The 15,475-nt window shown below is 73.0% G+C and carries 11 protein-coding genes; 2 read left to right on the top strand and 9 right to left on the bottom strand.

What is annotated here, in order from left to right:
* Positions 1-131: 131 nt before the first annotated feature.
* Both ACIBEC_RS41395 and ACIBEC_RS41400 read right to left on the bottom strand, forming a co-directional pair.
* Entirely contained in the window at positions 132-317 is a 186-nt protein-coding gene (locus ACIBEC_RS41395; protein ID WP_360505936.1) for a DUF397 domain-containing protein, read from the bottom strand.
* 2 nt (positions 318-319) lie between these two features.
* Positions 320-1,192 carry a helix-turn-helix transcriptional regulator gene (locus ACIBEC_RS41400; protein WP_360505933.1) on the bottom strand — a complete coding sequence of 291 codons (873 nt, stop codon included), beginning with the start codon at positions 1,190-1,192 and terminating at the stop codon, positions 320-322.
* 131 nt (positions 1,193-1,323) lie between these two features.
* Between ACIBEC_RS41400 and ACIBEC_RS41405 the strand changes: the two genes are divergently transcribed.
* The gene (locus ACIBEC_RS41405; protein ID WP_360505930.1) at positions 1,324-1,776 is read left to right on the top strand and encodes an ATP-binding protein; all 453 of its coding nucleotides are present in this window, start codon (positions 1,324-1,326) and stop codon (positions 1,774-1,776) included.
* A gap of 66 nt (positions 1,777-1,842) precedes the next feature.
* Here ACIBEC_RS41405 and ACIBEC_RS41410 read toward each other — a convergent pair whose 3' ends face one another.
* The 7 genes from ACIBEC_RS41410 to ACIBEC_RS41440 all read right to left on the bottom strand — a co-directional run bounded on the left by ACIBEC_RS41410 (position 1,843) and on the right by ACIBEC_RS41440 (position 12,572).
* Complete coding sequence (locus ACIBEC_RS41410; RefSeq protein WP_360505928.1) at positions 1,843-2,196, bottom strand: YciI family protein; 354 nt, start codon at positions 2,194-2,196, stop codon at positions 1,843-1,845.
* Between the two features lie 5 nt (positions 2,197-2,201).
* Positions 2,202-2,552 carry a YciI family protein gene (locus ACIBEC_RS41415; protein ID WP_360505925.1) on the bottom strand — a complete coding sequence of 117 codons (351 nt, stop codon included), beginning with the start codon at positions 2,550-2,552 and terminating at the stop codon, positions 2,202-2,204.
* 25 nt (positions 2,553-2,577) lie between these two features.
* The gene (locus ACIBEC_RS41420) at positions 2,578-5,544 is read right to left on the bottom strand and encodes an NHLP bacteriocin export ABC transporter permease/ATPase subunit (RefSeq protein ID WP_360505923.1); all 2,967 of its coding nucleotides are present in this window, start codon (positions 5,542-5,544) and stop codon (positions 2,578-2,580) included.
* Positions 5,545-5,608: 64 nt separating this feature from the next.
* The gene (locus ACIBEC_RS41425; protein ID WP_360505920.1) at positions 5,609-7,891 is read right to left on the bottom strand and encodes an NHLP family bacteriocin export ABC transporter peptidase/permease/ATPase subunit; all 2,283 of its coding nucleotides are present in this window, start codon (positions 7,889-7,891) and stop codon (positions 5,609-5,611) included.
* Between the two features lie 11 nt (positions 7,892-7,902).
* Positions 7,903-8,715, bottom strand: a complete 813-nt coding sequence (locus ACIBEC_RS41430) for an HlyD family efflux transporter periplasmic adaptor subunit (RefSeq protein WP_360505917.1) — start codon at positions 8,713-8,715, stop codon at positions 7,903-7,905.
* Positions 8,712-10,274, bottom strand: a complete 1,563-nt coding sequence (locus tag ACIBEC_RS41435; RefSeq protein ID WP_360505914.1) for a SagB family peptide dehydrogenase — start codon at positions 10,272-10,274, stop codon at positions 8,712-8,714. Before ACIBEC_RS41435 ends, ACIBEC_RS41430 begins: the two co-directional genes overlap by 4 nt.
* A gap of 21 nt (positions 10,275-10,295) precedes the next feature.
* Positions 10,296-12,572, bottom strand: coding sequence for a TOMM precursor leader peptide-binding protein (locus ACIBEC_RS41440; RefSeq protein ID WP_360505911.1), 2,277 nt, complete (start codon positions 12,570-12,572; stop codon positions 10,296-10,298).
* Between the two features lie 225 nt (positions 12,573-12,797).
* Between ACIBEC_RS41440 and ACIBEC_RS41445 the strand changes: the two genes are divergently transcribed.
* Positions 12,798-15,308 (top strand): AAA family ATPase, encoded by a 2,511-nt coding sequence (locus ACIBEC_RS41445; protein WP_360505908.1) that lies wholly within the window; start codon positions 12,798-12,800, stop codon positions 15,306-15,308.
* Positions 15,309-15,475: the final 167 nt, after the last annotated feature.

A 15,475-nucleotide genomic window follows, 5' to 3' on the forward strand; every position in this document is an offset into this window, starting at 1 on the left:
GGGGGGCGCGGGGCGGGGGGGGGGGCGCGGGCGGGCGCGGGGGGCGCGGGCCGCCCCCCCCCCGGCGGGGGGGGGCGGCCCCCGGCCCCCCCCCCCCGCGCGCCCCCCCCCCCCCGACGGGAGAAGTCCGGTCAGACCTCGGTGGTGGCGGCGAAGGCCACGAACGCCGCCCAGGCGGCCGGCTCGAAGGCCAGCTGGGGGCCGCTCTTGTCCTTGGAGTCACGGACGTGGACGGTGCCGGGGGTCTCGGCGACCTCCACGCAGTTGGCGCCCTCGTTGCCGCTGTGGCTGCTCTTGAACCATGCCATCTCGGACATGCTCACCGCTCTCCCAGGATCTTCTCGATCAAGGCCAAGGACTCCCTCATGTTGAGCGCTTGCCCCCTGAGGGTGCCGTATCGTGCGGCCATCCTACGGACTTCTTCGGGGTCCGTGATGAGTCTATTGACGTGCTGGACCTCCACGTACGCAATCTGTGGACGGCCGGGCGGAGTGAGCAGGGTGAAGGGTCCGCCCATCCCGGCGTGCTCCGTGCTGTCGAGCGGAACCACCTGCATCTCAAGGCCCCTGATCTCCGCGACCTTGAGGATGTGCCGGAGCTGCCCCGCATGTACGTCCCAACCGCCCAGGGGGCGCCGCAGAACGCTCTCGTCGATCACCCAGGTCATCAGCGGCAGCGGCCACCGGGTGAGGATCTCCTGCCGCGCTCGGCGCGCTTCGACCCACTTCTCGATCTGTTCGACTGACAGCCAGGGTCGCCGCATCTCATAGAGCGCCCGGGTGTGCGCTTCGGTCTGAAGCAAGCCTGGGATGTCGAGCGTGCTGTAGTCGTGGATCTCCAGGGCCTTGGCTTCTTCCGTTGTGAAGGCCCTGTTGAACGCCGGGTGCCGCGTGGCCACTCGGATCTTCGCCTTCATCACGTCGTCCGCGACGGCCCTCAGCACTCCGCCCGCGTTGAGGAGGTCGTCGGCCATCGTCAGGAACTCGATCCTCGGCGTTCTCACGCCGCGCTCCATCGCGCCGATCAGGTCCTCGCTGTAGCCCGTCAGCTTGGCGAACTGCTTCTGCGTGAGCCCCGCCCGCTCCCGGAAGAGCTTGATCAGCTTCCCCACCGCGCTGTAGAACTCCGCGACCCCGTCGGAGTTCTCCGCCGTCTCGCCGTCGTCGGAGACCGTGCGTTCGACGCCACCCACGGCAATCACCCGCCCTTTCGATCGAATGATCCGGGCCACCCGACAGGCAGACCCTGCGCATCCGCACATGCACTCTCCGTACTCGCCGGATGCATGGTCAGGGTACGTCCGCGCCGTCACGCTTTTCTCCCATGACGACCGAAATCCCGCTCGACAGCCCGCGCAGCCACACCACCACGCTCGCCGCCTCGCCCAAGGGCGCTGCCATCTGCCGGCGCGTCGCCAGGCGTCAACTCACCGTCTGGCGGCTGAATTCGACGCACACCGAGCCGTTCCACGCGGCTCTCCTCATCGTCGCGGAGCTGGCCGCTAATGCGACTACGCACGGTCGTGTTCCGGGGCGCGGCTTCGAGCTGCACCTCGCGCTCACCACTACCGCGCGCCGGGGCACCACCCTGCGCATCGAGATCAGCGATCCCAGGGGAGACAGGCTTCCTGTCCTCCCCGCCGTCCTCACCCCCACCGCGCAGTCAGGGCGGGGTCTCACCCTCATCGATGCCCTCTGCGACCGCTGGGGCACCATCCCCCGCCACCCCAACTCCAAGACGGTCTGGGCGGAGATCGACCTCACTGGTGCCCGATGAGGACCGCGATAACGAAGAGGAGTGGGAAGTCGGCCGGGTCGACTTCCCACTCCTCCGTCGGATGCCTCAGGTGGCCCGGACTGGGCGGACTTCGACCAGGTCGCCCGGGGCGGAGGGCATGCGGCGGGCCCAGGTGATGGCTTCCGCCTCGTCGGCGACGTCGATGACCCAGATGCCGCCCAGGTGTTCGTGGCCCTCCCGGTACGGTCCGTCCGAGACCGGGGCTCCGGAGGCGCCGCCCGGCACTACCAGTCGGGCACTGCAGCTGCGGTGCAGCCCGCCGCCGTACCGGACGGCCACCCCTGCCTCGTGCATGTCGCGGCCGAATCTGGCGTGGGCGGCGTCGAGTTCGGCCTCCTCGGCCTCGGTCAGCCCGTTCCAGACCCGCTCGTCGCCGTGGATGAGCAGGGTGTATTCCATGATCCTCAGTTCTCCGTTCCCACCGGCCGGTTGGTCCGCGGGGGTCCGTCGCAGCGACGGACCTCCACCCGGCCTGATTCGCTGACCGGCAGTTTCGCCGCCCAGCCGAGCGCCTCCTGGTCGGAGGGCACGTCGATCACCCAGAGGCCGCCGACCTCCGGTACGCCGTCCGCTGCCCGGGCCTCGCCTTCGGCGGCGGCGGGCCGGGCGAGCCGCGCGCCGTAGGCGATCCGTACGCCGGCTTCGGCGAGCTCCCGGCCGAAGGCGCGGTTGGCGGTGAACCGCGCCTCGCGTTCTTCGGGTGTCATCCGGTCCCAGTCCGTTTCCTGGCCGTAGACCAGCAGTGCGTACTCCATGCGTCCCCTCCCCGGGAAGAACGGCCTACATCTGGCGGCTGGCGAGTCGGGCGAACAGTCCGTCCCGGTCGGCCAGCAGTTCCTCGTACCGGCCCTGTTGGACGACCCGCCCCTGGTCCATGACGATGATCCGGTCGGCTTCGGCGACGGTGGAGAGCCGGTGGGCGATCACCACGCGCGTCGCGTTGAGCCGGCGGGTGGATTCGGTGACGAGGCGCTGGGTGGGGTTGTCGAGGGCGCTGGTGGCCTCGTCGAAGAAGACGATGCGGGGCCGGGAGACGAGTGCGCGGGCGATCATGAGGCGTTGCCGCTGGCCGCCGCTGAGGGTGCTGGTGCCTTCGGAGAGCACGGTGTTCATGCCCATCGGGAGGGCGGCGATGTCCTTGTCGATGCCGGCCATTTCGGCGGCGGCCCAGGCGTCGTCGAGGGTGTGGTTGGTGGAGCCGACGATGTTGGCCTTGATGTCGCCGGCCAGTAGTGCGCCGTGCTGGAGCACGACGCCGCACTGTCGGCGGACCGCCGAGACCTCCAACTCGCCGAGGTCCTGGCCGTCGTAGAGGACGGTGCCGGCCTCGGGCCGTTCGAAGCCGAGGAGCAGTCGCAGGACGGTGGACTTGCCGCTGCCGGACGGCCCGACGACGGCGACGAACTCACCGGGTTCGATGGTGAGGGTGACGTCCTGCAGGGCGGGCGGGCCGTCCTGGCCGTAGCGGAAGGTGACGTGGCTGAGGCCGAGGCGTCCGGAAAGGTCGCCCGGGTCGGCCTTGGTGTCGTCGACCTCGGGCTTCTCCTCGAGGATCGGGCGCAGCCGCTCGAGCATCGGGACGACGCCCATCGCGGTGACCGCGGCCGAGGTGAACTGGAGGCTGGAGGCGATCAGCAGGTTGAAGGCGGTGAAGAAGGAGAGGAAGACCGGGATCGGTACGCGGCCGTCCAGCGGCCCGGCGATCACGCCGAAGACGATGACCGAACAGACCAGCGGGAAGCCGGCGTTGAAGGTGGTGACGGCGTTCTGGACCCGGCGGGAGGCGGCGGCGAGGCCGCGCCCCTTGCCGAATTCGGCGGCCCACACCCCGAAGACCCGGTCCTCGGCTGCGGTGACCCGCAACTTGGGGATGGCGGTGAGCAGTTGGAAGACCCGGGCGGACATGGTCTGCTCGTGCGCGTACAGCCGGCGCTGCCAGCGGACCTCGAACCGGCCGGCGGCCAGGGCGAAGCCGCCGCCGACGAGGACGAGCAGGGTGGCCAGCCCGGCCAGCCGCAGGTCGTAGAAGAAGACCAGCACCAGGTTGGCGAGCCCGGTGAGCAGCCCGAGGGTTGCCGTGGTCATCATCCCGGAGAGGGTTTCCTGAGCGGCGCTGACGCCGAGCACGGTGGTGCCCAGTTCGCCGGTGGAGTAGTTGGCGAAGAACGGCGCGGGCAGGGACAGCAGCCTGGTCCAGACGCCGACTTGCATCGCCGCGGTGGAACGGCTTTCGATCCGCAGTACGGCGATGTTCTGGACGATGGACAGTGCGGCCACCGCCATCGCGGAGCCGATGACGACCAGCGCGCCTTCGGTGATCAGGTTGCGCTGGGCGTGGGCGACGAAGGTGCCGAGTACTTCGCCGGTCATCACCGGGACGAGCAGGCCGATCAGGGCGACAAGGGCGGCCATGCCGGTGAACATCCACAGGTCGCGCCGGTTGTTGCGCAGGCCGAACTTCAGCAGTCCGCCGACGGTCCGGACGGTGGCCGGGAGCGGCCGGTACAGCACGGTGGCCTTGTTCTGCAGTTCGGCGGCGACCTTCGGGGTCAGCGGGGTGACCTTGCCGCCCTCGGCGAGGACGTAGCCGTCGCCGAGGGGGAGCAGCGCGACGGGGGAGCCGGCCTTGCGGTAGCCGATCATCGCGCCGAGGTCGTGGTGCCACCAGCGGCCGTCCAGCCGGACGGAGCGGGTGCGGACGCCGGAGGCCAGGGCGATCGCCTGCAGCCGGTCGAGCCGGCGGTCGTGCCCGTTGCCGGAGACCGGGGCGGTGACGGTGTAGCCCTCGTGGGCGGCGACCAGCCGGGCGGCGGCCAGGGTGGGATCGTCGCCGGTGGCGTCGCCGATCCGCAGCCGGGAGGCGGTGTCGCGCAGGATGGTCTCGAAGCCGCGCGCGGAGTCGGCGAGGGTGCCGGCGTCGCGTTCGCGGCGGGCGGCGATGAGTTCGGTCTCGCTGTCGCGGCGGGTCCCGATCCGGCGGTCGACGGCGTCGAGCAGTCGGCCGCAGTGGGTGGCGAGGCGTTCCCAGAGGCCGCCTTCGTCGAGGAGTTCGCGCGGGGAGCGGGCCCGGACGGTGGCCGGGCCGGTGGCGACCAGCCAGTCCTTCTCGGTGAGGCAGAGTTCGGCGCCCTCGGCGAGTTCGCCGGCCGCGCAGCCGGCCGCGCCTTCGGGCGCCTCGACGGCGCCTTCCTCGACCCGGACCCACTGCAGGCCGTCCACGGAGCGCAGCGCCTGGCCGCGCTTGAGGACGGTCGGTTCGGCCGGGTCGAGCGGGGTGAACTCGCGGGGCGGCAGGGTGTCGCGCAGCGCGCCGGCCAGTGCGGTGAGGCCGCGGGCGAGCCCGGCGAGGAACTGGTCGGCGGCCTGCTGCTGTTCGCCTGCGGGCAGGGCCCGGACGGCGGCGCCGGCCGCGGTGCCGCATTCGCGGCCGCGGGCGGAGAGGCCTTCGACCCAGGTGGTGGCGAGGAAGGAGAGTTCGGCGCCGAGCACCGGGCGGGCGACGATGCCGCGGCGCGGTCCGGCGGCCGCGCCGGGTACCAGGGTGCCTGCCTCGATCCGGCAGAGGAAGTGCCAACGGCTCTGTGGTGTGCCGGAGTCGAGGCTGACGGCGAACAGGTCGACGGCGCCGGAGCGGACCAGCAGCATCCGCTCGGGGTCGTCGAGCACGAGGTAGCGGTCGGTCAGCGGTTCGACGGGTTCGGCGGCTTCGGTGAAGAACGGCGAGAAGACCTCCAGGGCAGTGCTCATGCGGCCACCTCGCTTCGCTCGGCAGCCGCTGCCGCGAAGTCGCACCTTCCGATGGTTCGCTCGCTCACAGCTCGTCCTCCTCCTCGCGGCGCGCGGACTCGATGAGCGCGGTGTAGTGCCCGCCCAGCGCCAACAGCTCGTCGTGGGTGCCTCGTTCGACGATCTCGCCCTGGTTCAGCACGATGATCTCGTCGGCGTCGCGGACCGTGGAGAGCCGGTGCGCGATGATCAGGCAGGCACAGCCGCGGCGGCGCAGGTTGTCCATGATCACCCGCTCGGTCTCCGGGTCGAGTGCGCTGGTGGCCTCGTCCAGGACCAGCAGGGTCGGTTCGGTGGCCAGGGCCCGGGCCAGTTCCAGGCGTTGGCGTTGGCCGCCGCTGAAGTTGCGGCCGCCTTCCAGGACCGGGCTGTGGATGCCGCCGGGCCTGGTCATCACGGTGTCGAAGACGGCGGCGTCGTGCAGGGCGGCGGTGACCGCCTCGTCGGGGACGTCGTCGTTCCACAGTGTGAGGTTGTCCCGGACGGTGCCCTCGAACAGCGAGATGTCCTGGTCGACGTAGGCCAGCGAGGAGGCCAGGACGGTCCGGGAGAGTTCCTCGCGGGGCCGCCCGTCGAGCAGGATCCGGCCCGACCACGGGGTGTAGAGGCCGGTCAGCAGCCGGCCGAGGGTGGACTTGCCGCTGCCGGAGCCGCCGACCACGGCGATCCGGCGGCCGGGGACCACGGTCAGGCTGAGGTCCTTGATGATCGGGTCGGAGAGCGGGCTGTAGCCGAAGCGGACGTTCTCGAACTCCAGGTTGCCGTCCAGCTTGGGCCCGGCGGGCGGCTCCGGCTTGGCGAAGGCGGCCGCGACCGGGTAGCGCTCGACGTCGTACAGCCGCTTGATGTCGGCGGTGACGTCCTGCAGCCGGCCGCCCAGGTTGGTGAGCTGGGTGACCGGGCGGCTGAGCGAGGAGAGCAGGGTCTGGAAGGAGACCAGGATGCCGACGCTCATCGCGCCGTCCACCACCCGCTGCCCGCCGACCAGCAGGATGAGCCCGCTGTTGAGGGCGGCCAGCATCGGCGGGACGACGGTGAGCACGGCGCTGGGGATGCCCAGCTTCTGCTTGGCGGTGACCACCTTGGCCAGGAAGCCGGCCCAGCGGCTGAACGCGTCCGGTTCGGCGCCGGTGGCCTTGACCGTCTCGATCAGCGAGAGGGTGGTGAAGGTGGTCGCGGTCAGGTTGCCGCGGTCGGTGCGCAGCGCGGCGACGGCGTCGGTGCGGGACCGGGCGACGGCCTGGAGGACGACGATGTTGAGCAGCGCCATGCCGACGCCGACGACGCCGAGCAGGATGTCGTAGCGGATCAGGATGGCCGCGTAGAACAGCACCAGGCCGAGGTTGATGACGGTCAGCGCGAGGTCGCGGGAGAGGATCTCGGCGACCACGTCGTTGCCGGACACCCGTTTGGCCACTTCGGCGGGGCGGCGCTGCAGGAAGAAGTCGACGGGCAGCCGCAGCAGGTGCCGGAAGAACCGGGCCGAGCTGACCAGCCCCATCCGGATCTCGATCCGCAGCAGGTAGTGCCGTTGGACGGAGGTCAGCACGAAGACGACCACGGCGGTGGCGGTCATGGCGGCCAGCAGCGGGAGGAGGTAGCCGCTCCCGCTGCCGGCCAGGACCCGGTCGATGAACACCCGGGTGTAGGCGGGGATCGCGATGCCGGGCAGCACCAGCAGCAGGCTGGCGAGCAGCACCAGCGGCATGGCGCGGCCGGTGGGCAGCCGGCGTTCCAGCAGGGCGCGGGTGATGCCGCCCTTGTCGCCGCCGGGTTCGAAGTCGGGGCCCTTCTCGAAGGAGAGCACGATCCCGGTGAAGCCGGAGTCGAACTCGTCCCACTCCATCAGGCGCGGGCCGCTGGCCGGGTCGTTGACCGCGACGACGGTGCGGCCGTACCGGGTGCGGATGCCCTCGACCACCATGAAGTGCTGGAAGGCCCAGAAGATGATCACCGGGCCGTCGAGGTCGCGGAGCTTCTCGGCCTCGGTCTGGTAGCCGCGCGCCTTGAGCCCGTACGTCCGGGCGGCGTTGAGCAGGGTGGAGGCGCGGGCGCCGTCGCGGGAGACGCCGCAGACGCCGCGCAGGTCCTCCAGCGGCACCCAGCGGCCGTGGTAGGCGAGGATCATGGCGAGGCTGGCGGCGCCGCACTCCACCGACTCCATCTGCAGGACGGTCGGTACGACGTGCCGCCAGCGCCGCGACGCGGCCGCCCGGGTGGGGCGGTCGCGGCGGCTCTTCCTCGGCTTCTTGCCCGGTGCGGGCTCCGGGGCGGTGGTCCGGGTGCTCTCCGGGATCGTGGCTGTCATCGGAGCCCCCCTCAGCGGCCGAGGATCAGGTTGAACGGCGTCTGCTGACCGACGTTGATCGTGGCGGTCACGGACACCTGGGTGCCGAGCGGGTTCGGCGGGCCGCTCTGCGAGGTCCAGGAGTAGCCGGTCGGGGTGTTCGGGTCGGGCATCAGGTCGACGACGACGAGTCGGGGCGCCTCCTTGCCCAGGTAGCGCTGGGCGGCGAGGTCGCCGCCGACCAGGCCGGACACGGCCTCCTTGGTGAGCGCGTACGGGCTGACCGAGCTGACGGTGCCGCGCAGCAGGCCGAAGGCACCGGCCGGGCTGGTGGAGACGTTGAGGTCGACCTGGTCGCCGGGCTCCAGCCCGACGGTGCGGGCCGCGGGCACGAAGACCATCGCGACCATGCCCTCCTGCGGGTCCTCGATCCGCTCGACCGAGACGACCGGGGAGCCGGGGGTGACGACTTGCCCGTCGGTGACCGACAGGCCGACCACCCGCCCGCCGAACGGGCTGGTGATCTCCCGGCTGTGGCCCTCGGCGTCCTCGATCCGGGCCACCGACTGGCCCTGCTTGACCTGGTCGGAGGGCCGGGCCAGGACGGAGCGGACCATCCCGCCGAACGGGCTCTGGATCATCGCGGTGCCGTGCGGGCGGGTCAGCAGGCCGGGGGCGTCGACGGTGATCGGGATGTTCCCGGCGAAGGTCCACAGCAGCGCCGCGGCCATGGTGATCATCACGACGAACAGGGCGATCCAGCCCCGCGGCGCGGCGAGCAGCGTGGGCGAGTCCAGCTCGTCCGGCTCGCGCATCCGCTGCAGGGCCTTGAAACGGAACTTCATCGTCTGGCTTCTCTCCGTGGGACGCCGACGTCCTGACGCAGCGTCGGGGGCCGGCTGCCGATCACGAGCTCACCGACGGTGCCCTCGGTGAAGTAGTCGATGCCGCTGGCCGCGGCGAAGTCGGCGGCGTCGCCGCCACCGAGGCCGCAGACCGCGAGGTCCATCGCGGTGCCGACCAGGTAGAGGGTCTGGTAGAGCGCGCCGACGTGCTTGAGGATCAGCGGGTAGGCGACCGTCTCGTACTTCCACATCACCCGGCCGAAGCGCGCGGTGACCAGCAGCACCACCTGCGGGTCGGCCTTCATCAGGCTCGACTTGCGGGCGCCGGCGACCAGTTGGGCGGTCGCCGCGTTGGGCTCGCTGACCAGCTCCAGCTCGTGCCGGTCGGTCGCGTAGTGCCACAGGCCCGGCGCGAGGCCGGCGCAGGAGGTGACCAGCGGGTACACCTCCAGCTCGTGCACCGCGCCGCCGCTCGGGTACGGCCGGTCGGCCAGTTCCTGGCCGTCGCCGCCGGTGAAGGTCTGCCGTCGGCGCATGGAGCGCCAGAGCAGTTCGCCGAGCCGCTCGACGGTGATCGGCGCCTGCTCGTCGTGGTCGCGCACCGAGCGGCGCTGTTCCAGCACCTCGGTGAACGGCCGGTCGGCCCGCGCGAGTTCGTCCGGGTCGGGGACGGGCAGGGCGACCTTCTCGCCGGGGAACGGCGCGGGCGAGGCCGGCTCCGGGGCGAACCGGTCGCCGAACCGGTAGGTGCCGCCGTACCCGGCGACCGTGGTGGGCCGGCGGGTGCGGGAGTGGAACGCGAGGTCGGCCGCCTGCCACTGGGCGAAGCGCTGCTCCTCGGCCTCCGGCTCGGCGCCGGGGGCCCCGTACGCCAGCAGGCCGGCCGCGGCGAACAGCCGCAGGGTCTGCCGGACGGCGTCCAGGGGCAGGCCGCCGGGCAGCTGGGCGAGGGCGGCGGGGCTGGTCCAGCCGGCCAGCGCGGCCAGCAGCCCGGCCGCCCGAGCGGTCAGCTGGACGGCCAGCGGGCTGCCCGGGGCGCGGACCAGCAGGGCGCCGTCCTCGGCCGAGGCGCAGGCGAAGCGGGACAGCTTGACCTGTCCGGTCGGGTCCGGCGTCGGCCCCGGCTCGGCGGCGCCGCGCCCGACGGGCCGCAGCCGGGCCAGCGGCTCGTCCGAGGCCTCGGAAGCCTCGGAGGGCTCGGTCACCAGGTGGACGGAGTGCTCCAGCAGCCCGGCGGTGCCGAGCCGGCGGCGGGTCAGCTGCCAGCGCAGCAGCCCGGCGTCGCCGTCCCGGGCCGCGACCAGGGCGGCCAGCTCCTCCTCGGTCTGCTCCCCGGCGGCCAGCGCGGCCACGGCCTCCAGGGCGCCGGGGGCGAGGTCGTTCAGGTTCAGTGCGCCGACGGGCGCGGTCAGCCGGACGGCGCGCGGGCCTAGCGGCGCGAACGCGCCGTCGGGGCGCAGCCGCAGCCGGCGCACCGTCCGGGTGGTCGCGGGCAGGTGGATCTCGTCCACGGCGGTGGTCGGCGCGGAGGTCAACGCGGTGGTCAGTGCGGTGGTCATGGTGTCAGCACCCGGCCGTTCCTAGAAGAAGACGTTCTTCGGGTTGAGCTGCTCCTCGGTGTGCGGCTGGGCCAGCCGGCCCTGGCGCACCGGCACGTCGTACAGCCGGCCGGGGGCGAGGCGGCGCCAGAAGTGGCGCATGCCGGGGGCGATCACCTTGACCACGCTGAGGTCGAGGTCGGGGCGGCTCTGGTCGAGCACGATCACCTCGACGCCGGCCTTGGCGGCCCGCTCGACGCAGTCCCGGACGTGCCCGGCCAGGTCGTCACCGACGAGCGGGGCGAAGTCGGCGAGGGTGCTGGCGGCCTGGTCGCGGGCGGGCAGCAGCCAGGGCTCGCTCGCGACGGTCGCGGTCTTGCACCACTCCAGGGTCTCCAGGTCGTCGGTGCGGTAGAGGGTGTTGCCCTCCTCGTCCCGGCGGTCGACGAACGGGAGGAACTGGTTGACCTCGGTGAGCGCGCGGATCGCGGCGATCCGCGGGTCCGGGTGGGCGCCGAAGCCGACCATGATGTCCTCGACCGCGTGCTTGCGCCGGGAGATGGCGGCGAACACCGGTACGCCGAGGTCGGAGGTGATGTCCAGGACCCACAGCTCGCGGTCGACCGAGGCGTAGAAGGCGCGCATGGTGTCCACGTACGGGTCGTTCAGCGAGTCGAGGTCGAACTCGGGCTGGGCGAGCCGGTTGTACCACCACAGCGCCACCGCGTCGCGCTCGACGACCTCGCAGAAGCCCTGGAGGATCGCCTCCTCAAGGGTGTTGCCGCTGGCGCAGCCGTTGGAGTCGCCGACGCAGTAGAAGTGCTGCTGCAGGTCGGGGTGGCCGTACCAGGCGTAGCCGGAGGGGACGAGGCGCTCGGCGTCGTGGGTGAGCGACCAGGCGCGGGTCCAGTCCAGTTCGACGTCGGTCGGGAACGGGTCGGGCACCAGGTGCAGCCGGTGGTTGGGGTCGGCGTTCCACGCGGTGCGGCCGGCGAACTGCTCCTCGGAGAACTGCAGCAGGGCGTCCATGTGGACGGCGACGGCCGGGTCGAGGTCGCGGTAGGCGGCGCGCACCACCGGCTCCTCGCCGCGCCAGACCGCCGAGTAGCGCTCGATCGCCTCGCAGATCGCGCTGACCTTGGCCTGGATCTCGGACCGGCCCTTGCCGCCGCTCTGGCCGCGCATGTTGCGGCGCAGCAGGTCCATGTTGTCGTTGACCATGGCGAAGTTGTGGCCGGCGGTGAAGCTGTAGGTGATGCCGTTGCCGGTGTCCTCGTGCGCGCCGAGCCGGGTGATCGCGCCCAGGTGCGGGCTGATGTGGTGCTTCAGCCGGTCGTAGGTGAACTGCGGGGCCTGCACCCGGTAGCCGCCGTCGGTGGTGTGCCGGGCGGGGCTGGGCTGCAGGACGACCTTGGGGCTGCGCTCGGTGAGCAGCGCCGGGTCGCCGCAGCTCGGGCACTGCGGCTGGCGGACCAGGGTGTGCTCGGTGGTCTGCAGGGTGTTGAGGTCGAGGCTGACCATCGTGCCGGCCAGCGCGGAGCAGCATTCGTCGGCCAGGGTGCGGGCGGTCTCGGCGGCCAGCAGCTGGGCGGCCATCGCCGGGCCGGCCGGGATCGCGGCGCGCAGCGGGTGCAGCGGCACGGTCTCGCCGCGCTTGCCGGCCAGGTAGCGCTCGACCTGGCGGTTGCCGCTGATCCGCTGGGCGAGGCAGGTCCAGCAGCCGGTCTCGCCGGGGCGCAGCAGCGGGCCGAGCCACGGGGCGGTGCCGGTGGGCTTGGCGAGCAGCCACGGGCGGCCGTCGGCGAGGCGGGCGGTGTTCAGCCGCTCCAGCGCGCCGTCCAGGTAGTCGTCGGTGAGCGCGATCACCATGGTGTCGGGGCCGGCGGCGACGGCGTCGTCCTCGGTCACCGCCCGGGCCCGCAGGCCGGTCGCGGTCAGCGCGTCCACGACGGGCGCGGCGTCGGCGGCGCCGAGGGCCAGCACCAGCAGCTCGGTGGCCTGGGCGGCCTCCAGGGCGACGGCCGGGTCGACGCCCTGGGCGTCCCAGTAGGCGAGCACGTGGTCCGGCAGGTCGGGCCGGCCCTCGGCGAGGTGCCCGGCCGCCTCGTAGCGGCGCAGCGCGGTGAGCGCCTGGCCGAGCGGCACGGTGGTGCCGAGTTCCTGGAGGATCTCGGCGACGGTGCGCCGTCCGTCCAGGTAGGGCAGGAGGCGCACCGCGGCGGCCCCCGGTACGAGGTAGTCCTGACCCTCTCCGAGCAGGAAGACCTTTTCGCCCACCGTCTCGGTGAGGAAATGGGCCTTGAGCCGCGGACGCTCCATAAGTCATCCCCCTGTGTTCACAAGTTCCTTGCGGATATTCAACACGCCGTCAAAACAGCTGTACATACTGCATATTCGGTCGGCCGGTCGATATACGCATCGCGTGGAATTACGTATTCCGCGGCGCCGGTACGTAGTGCGGTACGTATTCGTCCGGTGCGTTGACAGTGGGGTGGGGCAGGGGATACTGCTGTGTCCGCGCGAGCGTGTCGACGGGGGGTTGCGATGCCGACTGGAGTTTTGCTGCACCGTGAACAGGAGCTGGCCGAGTTGGCCCGCGCGGTGGCCGGTGCCGGTGCCGGGAGGCCTGCGGTGGTGCTGGTCAGGGGTCCGCGGGGGATCGGCAAGAGTGCGTTGCTGCGGGCCGCGCTGGCCCGGATGCCGGGCGAGGCGGTGGTGCTGCGGGCCCGATGTCACGACAACGAGCGGGAGTTTCCGTACGGGGTGGTGCGCCAGCTCTTCGACCCCATCATGCGCATGTCAAGCATCTCCGCGCAAGACGGGGAATTCCCCGGCGGCGAATTCCTCGCCGAAGCGATCCCGGAGAGTTCCGAAACCCCCGGGAACGGGCGCGAAAGGGTCCTCAACAGCCTTTTCCACGCGGCCCGTTCGCTGACCTCCCGAACCCCCGTCGTGATGGCCGTGGACGATCTCCACCTGGCCGACGAGGAGTCCCGGCAGTGGTTCTCCTACCTCGCCCGCCGGCTCGACGGCCTGCCGGTCGCGCTGCTCGCCACCACCGCCGACGAGGCCGACGACCCACTGGCCGCCGAACTCGGCGCACTCGGCCACGCCCGGACCGTCGCCCCCGGACCGCTCTGCGACAGCTGCGTGGCCGAGCGGGTCGCCGAGGAGTTCGACGCCCCGGTCGACCCCGAACTGGCCGCCGTCTGCCACAACCTCTCCCGGGGCAACCCGCTGGTGCTGGAAGAGCTCACCGCCCGGCTGGTCGCCGCCCGGATCTCACCCGGCTCGCCCGACCTCGACACCGTGCGCCGGATCGGCGCCGGCACCCTCGCCGACACCACGCTCAGCTGGCTGCGGCAGAGCCACCCCCGCGCCGCCGAACTGCTCACCGGCCTCGCCGTCCTCGGCGCCGACGCCGACCTCGCCACCGCCGCCCTGCTGGCCGGCCAGGGCGAACTGCTCGCCGACGAGGCCCGCGAGGCACTGCGCCGCACCGACCTGATCGAGCCCGGACCGCCGGAGACCTTCCGGCACGAGCTGGTCCGCACCGCCGTGCTGGCCCGCACCGACCCGCGGGTCCTGGTCGCCCTGCACGAACGGGCCGCCGCCCTGTTGGTCCGGCTCGGGGCCCCGGCCGGCCGCACCGCCGAACACCTGATGTCCTCCGGCACCACCGGCCTCGACTGGGCCGTCCCGGTCCTGCGGACCGCCGCCCGCGAGGCCGCCGCCGACGGCCACTGGGACGACGCCGCCCGCTACCTGCAGCGCGCGCTCGCCGACACCACCGACCCGGACACGGTCCGCTCGCTCACCGGGCAGCTCGGCGCCGTCGAACTCCACCGGGACGTCTCCGCCGCCGCCCGCTGCGCCACCGGCCTGGCCGCCGTCGCCGACCCGGTCGAACGGGCCGAGCTGCTGCGGCCGTTCGCCGGCCCGGTCCTGGCACTCAGCTCCTCCGGCGCCGCGCCGGTCCCCTTCACCGAGGCCGCCCACGCCCTCGCCGCCACCACCGAACCGCCCGCCGACCTCCTGTTGCCGCTCGCCGCCCAGGCGCTGCTGACCGGCCGGCGCACCGCCCTGCGGCAGGCCGTCGCCGCGCTGCGCGCCGACGCCTCCGCGGCCGCCGCCCCCGACCTGCTGGGCGCCCAGGCCGCGTTGGCCGCCGCCGGCGGACTGCCCCGTACGGCGGTCCGGCTCGCGGCCCGCAGCGTGCGCGGGGTCTCGCCCGCCGAGGCCGGTGTCGAAGTGCTCGGCGCGGCGATGGCCTACGCCTGGACCGGCCGGCTGGACGAGGCCGCCGCCTGGGCCGGCCGGGCGGTCCGCTCCGCCCAGCGCTGGAACCACCGCGGCGAACTGGCCCTCGCCCTGCTGGCCCGCTCCGACATCGCCCACCGCCAGGGCCGGCTGGACGCCGCCCTGGCCGACGCCGAACACGCCGCCGAACTGGCCTGCCGGGTCCGGGCGGACGAACTCGCGGGCGCGGCCAGGGCACTGGTCGTCCGGGCCCGGCTGCGCCGGGGCCTTCCGGTGGACGGCGCGGACCTCGCCGCAGTCGACCTGCCGGCCGAGGCCCACCCGCTGCTGCGCGCGGTGGTGCTGGAGGCCCGCGGGCTGCTCGCCGCCCACCGCGGCGACCACCAGCAGGCGCTGCGGCTCTTCCTCGAGTGCGGCCACCAGCTGGCCGCCCGGGGGATCGCCAACCCGGCCTGCGTACCGTGGCGTTCGCACGCCGCACAGGCCTACCAGGCACTCGGCGAACCCGCTGCCGCCCGTACCATCGCCACCGACCCGCTCCCCGGCGGCGACGCCCGCCCCCGTCCGGCCGAGGACCGCGGCCCCGCCATCGGCACCCGCGACGCCGGCCCGGTCCGGCTCACGCCGAGCGAACGCCGGGTCACCGAACTGGTCCTGCAGGGGCTGAGCAACCTGGAGGTCGCCGAACGCCTCTGCCTCAGCAAGCGCACCGTCGACACCCACCTGGGCCGGATCTACCGCAAGCTGGCCATCAAGGGGAGGCCTGAACTGGCCTCGGCCGTCAAGGCGCTGTGACGGCGGGGGCCGGTTCGGGCCCCGCCCGGCCCCCGCCCCACGCCCGGACATGCCGAGGGGCGGGGCCACGGCCGTAAGCCGTGACCCCGCCCACTCGCTCCCCCCGGTTCCCGCCCCCGTGCGGTCCCCCGTTCCCGCCCCCCCACGGGTCCCCCGTGACCCGGGCC

Origin of the sequence: Kitasatospora sp. NPDC051164, assembly GCF_044455625.1 — a bacterium.
Classification (GTDB): Bacteria; Actinomycetota; Actinomycetes; order Streptomycetales; family Streptomycetaceae; genus Kitasatospora.

Bases quoted from the DNA above. Each gene is read 5' to 3' on its own strand.
- ACIBEC_RS41395 (WP_360505936.1), bottom strand. From the start codon at position 317: ATGTCCGAGATGGCATGGTTCAAGAGCAGCCACAGCGGCAACGAGGGC.
- ACIBEC_RS41405 (WP_360505930.1), top strand. From the start codon at position 1,324: ATGACGACCGAAATCCCGCTCGACAGCCCGCGCAGCCACACCACCACG.
- ACIBEC_RS41410 (WP_360505928.1), bottom strand. From the start codon at position 2,196: ATGGAATACACCCTGCTCATCCACGGCGACGAGCGGGTCTGGAACGGG.
- ACIBEC_RS41415 (WP_360505925.1), bottom strand. From the start codon at position 2,552: ATGGAGTACGCACTGCTGGTCTACGGCCAGGAAACGGACTGGGACCGG.
- ACIBEC_RS41420 (WP_360505923.1), bottom strand. From the start codon at position 5,544: ATGAGCACTGCCCTGGAGGTCTTCTCGCCGTTCTTCACCGAAGCCGCC.
- ACIBEC_RS41425 (WP_360505920.1), bottom strand. From the start codon at position 7,891: ATGACAGCCACGATCCCGGAGAGCACCCGGACCACCGCCCCGGAGCCC.
- ACIBEC_RS41430 (WP_360505917.1), bottom strand. From the start codon at position 8,715: ATGAAGTTCCGTTTCAAGGCCCTGCAGCGGATGCGCGAGCCGGACGAG.
- ACIBEC_RS41435 (WP_360505914.1), bottom strand. From the start codon at position 10,274: ATGACCACCGCACTGACCACCGCGTTGACCTCCGCGCCGACCACCGCC.
- ACIBEC_RS41440 (WP_360505911.1), bottom strand. From the start codon at position 12,572: ATGGAGCGTCCGCGGCTCAAGGCCCATTTCCTCACCGAGACGGTGGGC.
- ACIBEC_RS41445 (WP_360505908.1), top strand. From the start codon at position 12,798: ATGCCGACTGGAGTTTTGCTGCACCGTGAACAGGAGCTGGCCGAGTTG.